The 6,665-nt window shown below is 70.7% G+C and carries 7 protein-coding genes; 2 read left to right on the top strand and 5 right to left on the bottom strand.

The annotated features are described in order from the left end of the window. Window positions 1-115: 115 nt before the first annotated feature. Window positions 116-892, bottom strand: a complete 777-nt coding sequence (locus ACFORO_RS41365) for a GntR family transcriptional regulator (protein ID WP_354744497.1) — start codon at window positions 890-892, stop codon at window positions 116-118. A gap of 96 nt (window positions 893-988) precedes the next feature. On the opposite strand from ACFORO_RS41365, the gene ACFORO_RS41360 reads away from it, so the two are divergent. Continuing rightward, window positions 989-2,044 carry a YeiH family protein gene (locus ACFORO_RS41360; RefSeq protein WP_377875586.1) on the top strand — a complete coding sequence of 352 codons (1,056 nt, stop codon included), beginning with the start codon at window positions 989-991 and terminating at the stop codon, window positions 2,042-2,044. A gap of 4 nt (window positions 2,045-2,048) precedes the next feature. On the opposite strand, the gene ACFORO_RS41355 is transcribed toward ACFORO_RS41360, so the two are convergent. Further along, window positions 2,049-2,318, bottom strand: a complete 270-nt coding sequence (locus ACFORO_RS41355; protein WP_377896752.1) for a hypothetical protein — start codon at window positions 2,316-2,318, stop codon at window positions 2,049-2,051. Between the two features lie 94 nt (window positions 2,319-2,412). On the opposite strand from ACFORO_RS41355, the gene ACFORO_RS41350 reads away from it, so the two are divergent. After that, window positions 2,413-2,919 (top strand): putative immunity protein, encoded by a 507-nt coding sequence (locus tag ACFORO_RS41350; RefSeq protein WP_354744491.1) that lies wholly within the window; start codon window positions 2,413-2,415, stop codon window positions 2,917-2,919. Here ACFORO_RS41350 and ACFORO_RS41345 read toward each other — a convergent pair. From ACFORO_RS41345 to ACFORO_RS41335, 3 genes are all read right to left on the bottom strand, one after another. Further along, a complete protein-coding gene (locus ACFORO_RS41345; RefSeq protein WP_377875582.1) occupies window positions 2,916-4,535 on the bottom strand; it encodes an ABC-F family ATP-binding cassette domain-containing protein in 1,620 nt (539 codons plus the stop codon). The two genes, ACFORO_RS41350 and ACFORO_RS41345, sit on opposite strands and share 4 nt — an antisense overlap. Before the next feature lie 115 nt (window positions 4,536-4,650). After that, window positions 4,651-6,177 carry a catalase gene (locus ACFORO_RS41340; RefSeq protein WP_377875580.1) on the bottom strand — a complete coding sequence of 509 codons (1,527 nt, stop codon included), beginning with the start codon at window positions 6,175-6,177 and terminating at the stop codon, window positions 4,651-4,653. Continuing rightward, window positions 6,174-6,614, bottom strand: coding sequence for a Fur family transcriptional regulator (locus ACFORO_RS41335; protein WP_354744485.1), 441 nt, complete (start codon window positions 6,612-6,614; stop codon window positions 6,174-6,176). The genes ACFORO_RS41340 and ACFORO_RS41335 overlap by 4 nt, the downstream gene beginning before the upstream one ends. Window positions 6,615-6,665: the final 51 nt, after the last annotated feature.

The following is a 6,665-nucleotide window of genomic DNA, read 5'->3' as shown; positions in this document are numbered from 1 at the left end:
CAGACCCCCGCCGCCTAACCTTTACTCAGCCAGTCCAACTTTCGGGGGCCAGTTCAGACTCTGATTCCGTGAGGGTTCCCCTCACGGAAGTTCTCGCACGCGGAGCGCTGCTCGGTCAGCGGGTTCCGGCAAGTGCCCCCGTCGTGACCAAGCGGTACCCGGTGCGCCCGGAGAACTCCGCGGTCAGCGCGAACCGGTCACCGCGCACCAGGGTGTGCCGCCATTCGATGCGTTTGCCCGCGCTGGTGCCCAGGCGTCCGATGGAGAACGCGCCGACGGTTTCGCCGCAGCCCAGCAGGGTGCGTTCGGCCCGGGTCGGCACGACCGCGCGGATCTGCTCCTCGCCGTGGTCGAGGCGGACGCCGGTGCGGCGGTGGAGTTCGCCGTACAGGCTGGTGTGCTGGAAATCCGCGTCCAGCAGCGGCCGCGCGAGGTCGGCGGGCAGCCACACCCGGTCGACGGCCAGCGGGTCGTTTCCGGCCAGCCGCACGCGTTCCAGGTACAGCAGGGGAGTGGAGCCCTCGAGCGACAGCCGCTCGGCGACCACCGCGTCCGCGCGGATGTCGAGCCGGCGGACGACGCTGTGCTGGTCGAGCCCGGCCTCCTCGACCGCGGCGAACAGGCTGTAGAGCGCGCCGAGCGGCTGCTGGATCTCGGCGGCCGCGGCGACGCGGGGCTGGCGTCCGCGTTCGGCGATGAGCGTGCCGTCCGCGCGCAGTTCCCGCAGCGCCTGCCGGACCGTCTGCCTGCTGACGCTGTATTCGTCGGCGAGCGCCAGTTCCCCGGGGAACGCGCCGTCGAACTCCCCGGCGCGGATGCGCACCAGCAGCCGCTGCTGCAACTGCCGCCACAGGGGCTGTCCGCCGGTGCGCACCAGCTCTGCCTCGCCCATGCCGGGAACAGTACCGCTTGCCAAATGTACGGACAGCTCTTAGATTAAATGTACGTACATTACCGAGGAGGCCAGAGTGCGCACAGGAGTGAACCGGTGACCGGCGCGGCGCTGGGAGCGACGCGCGCGACGGTGCAGTGGCGGGCCAAGCTCGCCCGCCCGGTGCCGGGGCTCGCGGTCGCGCTGCTGGTCGCGGCGGTGGCGACGGCGGGCGGGAAGCTGGTGCCGGTGGTCGGCGGGCCGGTGCTCGCGATCCTGCTCGGCGCGGTCGCCGGGGCGGTCGTGCCGTCGCTGCGGAGCTGGCGGTTCAGCCCGGGGTACGCCATCGCGTCGCGGCCGGTGCTGCAGCTGTCGATCGTCGTGCTGGGCACGGGACTGTCGATCCAGCAGGTGGTGCACGTCGGCGGCCAGTCGCTGCCGGTGATGCTCGGCACGCTCGCGGTCGCGCTCGGCGGCGCGTGGGTGCTCGGCCGGCTGCTCGGCGTCCGCGGGGACACGCAGACGCTGATCGGCGTCGGCACCGGCATTTGCGGTGCGTCCGCGATCGCGGCGACCAGCGCGGTGCTGAAGCCGAAGGAAGCCAATATCGCTTACGCGCTCGGCACGATCTTCACCTTCAACGTCGCCGCGGTCCTGCTGTTCCCGCCGCTCGGGCACGCGCTCGGGATGTCGCCGCACGCCTTCGGCCTGTGGGCCGGAACCGCAGTGAACGACACGTCTTCCGTCGTCGCGGCTTCCTACGCTTACGGCGGTGACGCTGGCTCGTACGGTCTCGTCGTGAAGCTCACCCGCACGCTCACGCTGATTCCGATCGTGCTGTTCCTCGCCGTGCTCGCCGCGCGCAAGCAGGCAGGCGGCGGCCGGGTTTCCTTGCGCGCCATGCCTTGGCACCGGCTGGTGCCGCCGTTCCTGATCGGCTTCCTCGCCGCCGCCACGGTGGAGAGCATGGGCTGGATCCCGGAATCGTGGCACGCGCCGCTGTCGACGCTCGGCACCTTCCTGATCACCATGGCGCTCGCCGGGATCGGCCTGACGCTCAAGCCGTCCGACCTGCGCAAGGCGGGACACAAGCCGCTGCTGATGGGCGCCATCCTGTGGATCGCGGTCGCCGCGTCCAGCCTCGGATTGCAGGCGCTGACCGGCGGGATGTGACGCGCTAGCGCACGCGCGGGTTCCGCTTCCGCCGCCTGCGCGCGGCAAGGACGGCGAAGATCCGGGACACCCCTCGGCTCCGGCGCACGAACACCACGGATTCGCCGCGTGGGCCCTCGGCCCGCGCGGCGGTTTCGTTTCGCGGGCCGCGCCGGAATTCCCGGAGTCCGGCGGCGAACTCGGCCGGGTCGCCGCCGACGTCCGGGTGGTGGGTGCGCACGAACCGGCGGTAGGCCGCCTTCTCGGCTTCGGACCACGCCTTCCGCTCGTCCACCGCCGTCCTTCCCCGGTTGAGAGTTTCGCCCGACATTCCTGCCGGAAGTCTGAGGCAAGTGCCAACCGGCGGTTCAACGATACTGTTCAAGCACATGAGCGAGCGGATCGCACTCGACCTGTCCGAGCTTCGCGCCGTCACTGCCTACGCGGTGGCCTGCGCTGAGCCCGCGCTGCCGATCTTCGAACAAGCCCGTCCGGACGACCGACGCCCGCACGACGCGATCGAGGCGGCGCGGGCGTTCGCGCAAGGAGCCAAGCGCGGCAAGGCAATCCGGGACAGCGCGTGGGCGGCGCAACGGGCGTATCAGGAAACCCGCGACGCTGGCCAGACCGCAGCGAGCGAGGCCGCGCGAGCTGCTGTCGCCGCTGCTGGGGCGGCGTTTCTGCATCCGCTCGCGAAGGCGACGCAGGTGTGGCACATCCTCGGCCCAGCCGGCCATGCGGCGTACGCGTTCGAGCTGGCGGGGATGGCGGCGCAGCACCCGGGCGCCGATCCGGTGGTCGTCCGGGTGCTGTCGCGGTATCCGGAGGCACCGGGCGGTCGCGGGCGGGCAGGTGAGTTGGTGCGTGAGCTGGATGTGTTGCTGCGCAAGGGTTAGCGGACGCGTTCGACCCGGCGTTCGTCCCAGACGGGTTCCGGGGTTTCGCGGACTACGCCGTCCGAGCCGAAGACGAGGTAGCGGTCGAATGAGCGGGCGAACCAGCGGTCGTGGGTGACTGCGAGCACCGTGCCCTCGTAGGACTCCAGCCCGTCCTGCAGCGCCTCGGCCGATTCCAGGTCGAGGTTGTCCGTCGGCTCGTCCAGCAGCAGCGCGGTGGTTCCGGCCAGTTCCAGCAACAGGATCTGGAACCGCGCCTGCTGTCCGCCGGACAATCGGTCGAATGCCTGCTCGCCCTGGCGGTGCAGTTCGTACCGGCGCAGTGCCGACATCGCCGCGCCGCGATCGGCCGCGTGCTCCGTCCACAGCACGTCGACGAGCGTGCGGCCGGTGAGCTCCGGGCGGGCGTGCGTCTGCGCGAAATGGCCGGGCACGACGCGTGCGCCGGTCTTCCAGTCGCCAGTGTGCGCGACGTCGCCGCCCGCGAGCAGGCGCAGGAAGTGCGACTTCCCGGAGCCGTTCGAACCCAGCACCGCGACGCGCTCGCCGAAGAAGATCTCCAGCGAGAACGGCTTCATCAGCCCGGTGAGCTCCAGGTTCGCGCAGGTCACCGCGCGCACGCCGGTGCGGCCGCCGCGCAGCCGCATCCGGATGTCCTGCGGCCGCGGCGGTTCCGGCGGGGGACCGGCCTCCTCGAATTTCCGGAGCCGGGTCTGCGCCGCCTTGTACCGCGACGCCATCTCGTCGCTGCGCGCGGCGTACTGCTGCATGTCCCGGACGAGCCGTTTGAGCTGGGCGTGTTTCTCGTCCCAGCGCCGGCGCAGTTCGTCGTAGCGGGCGAACCGTTCCTGCCGCGCCTCGTGATACGTGCCGAAACCGCCGCCGTGCACCCACGCGTCCGCGCCGTCGCCGCCGGGCTCGACGCTCACGATCTTGTCCGCCGCTCGCGCGAGCAACTCGCGGTCGTGCGACACGAACAGGACGGTTTTGCGGGTTTCCTTCAGCCGGGCTTCGAGCCAGCGTTTGCCGGGCACATCGAGATAGTTGTCCGGCTCGTCCAGCAGCAGCACCTCGTCCGGCCCGCGCAGCAACGCTTCCAGCACCAGGCGTTTCTGCTCGCCGCCGCTGAGCGTGCGCACCAGCCGCCAGCGCGCGCGGTCGAACGGCACGCCGAGCGCCTCGGTGGTGCACATGTCCCAAGTCGTCTCGGACTCGTAGCCGCGGGCTTCGGCCCAGTCGCTGAGCGCCTGCGCGTACCGCATTTGCGCGGCCTCGTCGTCGACCTCCAGCAACCGCTCCTCGGCCGCGTCGACCGCCATGGCCGCGTCGCGGACCCGTTGCGGGGCAACGGAAACCAGCAGATCCCGCACCGTGCGCTCGTCGCGGACCGACCCGACGAACTGCGCCATGACGCCCAGCCCGCCGGTCACCGTGACCGCGCCCTCGTCCGGCTTCAGCTCGCCCGACAGCAGCCGCAGCAAAGTAGTTTTTCCTGCCCCGTTGGGGCCGACCAGCGCGACGACCGCGCCCTCGCCGACCCGGAACGAGACGTCGCCGAGCAGCGGACGCCCGTCGGGCAGCACGTAGCGCAGGTGCGCGGCCTCCAAATGCCCCATGTCCCGGCACTCTACCCAGACCGCCGCGAATCGCCGCACGGTTTTCCGGCCGTCCACAGAGGACACAAAAGCGGCGGCGCCGGGGAGAACCGGCACCGCCGCTCGTGGGATCGCCTCATGCCTTGCGCTGCATGCTTTCCCGTGCCGGGTTGGCCTGCTCCGCCGCCTTCGGGTCCTTCTCGTTCTGCTTCGCGCGCACGCCGGACTCGACGCGGCCGCCGAGATCCTTGTCCACGTTGTGCCAGTACTCGAAAGCCCGCTTCAGCACCGGTTCGGTCACCCCGTTCAGCAGGTGCCCGACGATGTTGTCCACCAGCCGCTCGCGCTCGGCGTCGTTCAGGACGTCGCGCACCATCGTGCCGGCCTGGCCCCAGTCGTCGTCCTCGGCGTGGTCGACGTAGGCCGACCGGACCATCTCGCCGTCGGAATGCCAGCCCGCGGGGGTGCCGTAGCGCTCTGTGCCGGCACGCGGGCCGCCCTTGGAGTTCGGTGCGTACACCGGGTCGGAGACCTTGGCGTAGCGCATGGCGCCGTCCTTGCTGTAGCTGTGCACCGGCGAGGTCGGCGCGTTGACCGGCAGCTGCTTGTAGTTCGCGCCGATCCGGTACCGGTGTGCGTCGGCGTAGGCGAAGAGCCTGCCCAGCAGCATCCGGTCCGGGCTCGGGCCGATGCCGGGCACCAGGTTGTTCGGCTCGAACGCGGCCTGCTCGATCTCGGCGTGGTGGTCGGTCGGGTTGCGGTCGAGCGTCATCTTCCCGACCTCGATCAGCGGGTAGTCGCCGTGCGGCCACACCTTCGTCAGGTCGAACGGGTTGAAGCGGTAGTTCTTCGCGTCCTCGAACGGCATGACCTGGACGTGCAGCGTCCAGCTCGGGTGGTCGCCGCGCGCGATCGCCTCGAACAGGTCGCGGGTGTGGTAGTCGGTGTCCGCGGACGCCATCTGGTCGGCCTCGTGCTGGGTGAAGTGCTCGACGCCCTGGTCGGTCTTGAAGTGGTACTTGACCCAGAACTTCTCGCCGGAGGCGTTGACCCACATGTAGGTGTGCGAGCTGTAGCCGTTCATGTGCCGCCACGTGCGCGGGATTCCCCGGTCGCCCATCAGCCAGGTGACCTGGTGCGCCGATTCGGGGGAGAGCGTCCAGAAGTCCCACTGCATGTCGTGGTCGCGCAGGTTGCTGTCCGCGCGGCGCTTCTGCGACCGGATGAAGTGCTGGAACTTCAGCGGGTCCTTGATGAAGAACACCGGGGTGTTGTTGCCGACGAGGTCGTAGTTGCCCTCGGTCGTGTAGAACTTCAGCGCGAACCCGCGCGGGTCGCGCCAGGTGTCCGGGCTGCCGCGCTCGCCCGCCACGGTGGAGAACCGGGCGGCCATCTCGGTTTTCGCGCCCGGCTGGAACACCGCGGCCTTGGTGAAGCGGCTGACGTCGTTGGTCACCTCGAAGTGCCCGAACGCGCCGCTGCCCTTCGCGTGCGGCTGCCGTTCCGGCACCCGTTCCCGGTTGAACTGCGCCATCTGCTCGATCAGATAGTGGTCCTGCAGCAGGATCGGGCCGCCCGGGCCGACGGTGAGCGAATGCTCGTCGCTCTCGGCCGGGATGCCGGCGTCCGTCGTGGTCGCCGGGGGTTTCGGTTCTTCGGTCATCTCGCGAACTCCTCGTGGTGGTCGGAAACGCCGGAGCAGTCGGGGCACAGACCCCAGAAGACGATCTCGGCCTCGTCCACGGCGAACCCGCGCCGGTCGTGCGGCGTGAGGCAGGGGGCCTCGCCGAGGACGCAGTCGACGTCCTCGGCCCGGCCGCAGCGGCGGCACACCAGGTGGTGGTGGTTGTCGCCGGTCCGCCGTTCGAACCGCGCCGGATGCCCGGACAGCTCGATCCGGCGGACGAGACCCGCGTCGCCGCACGCGGCGAGCACGTCGTAGACCGCCTGGATCGACACTCTGCCGAGGCTCTCGCGCACCCCCGCCGCGATCGCCTCGACGGTCGCGTGCGGGTGCTCGCCGAGCCAGCCGAGCACGGCTTGCCGCGGCTTGGTGACGCGCAGGCCCGCCGCCCGCAGCGTCGCCGCCGAGTCCGGCATCGGAGTCCTCCCCGGGATCTGGAACCGCTCCAGTTCCGCCGGTTACCCCGT

Source organism: Amycolatopsis halotolerans (genome assembly GCF_042647905.1).
Taxonomy (GTDB): domain Bacteria; phylum Actinomycetota; class Actinomycetes; order Mycobacteriales; family Pseudonocardiaceae; genus Amycolatopsis; species Amycolatopsis halotolerans.
This window is presented reverse-complemented; position numbering and strand designations above follow the sequence as displayed.

What these genes read in the sequence shown, in the direction of transcription:
- ACFORO_RS41365 (WP_354744497.1), bottom strand. Translation starts at nt 892, where the DNA reads ATGGGCGAGGCAGAGCTGGTGCGCACCGGCGGACAGCCCCTGTGGCGG.
- ACFORO_RS41350 (WP_354744491.1), top strand. Translation starts at nt 2,413, where the DNA reads ATGAGCGAGCGGATCGCACTCGACCTGTCCGAGCTTCGCGCCGTCACT.
- ACFORO_RS41345 (WP_377875582.1), bottom strand. Translation starts at nt 4,535, where the DNA reads ATGGGGCATTTGGAGGCCGCGCACCTGCGCTACGTGCTGCCCGACGGG.
- ACFORO_RS41340 (WP_377875580.1), bottom strand. Translation starts at nt 6,177, where the DNA reads ATGACCGAAGAACCGAAACCCCCGGCGACCACGACGGACGCCGGCATC.
- ACFORO_RS41335 (WP_354744485.1), bottom strand. Translation starts at nt 6,614, where the DNA reads ATGCCGGACTCGGCGGCGACGCTGCGGGCGGCGGGCCTGCGCGTCACC.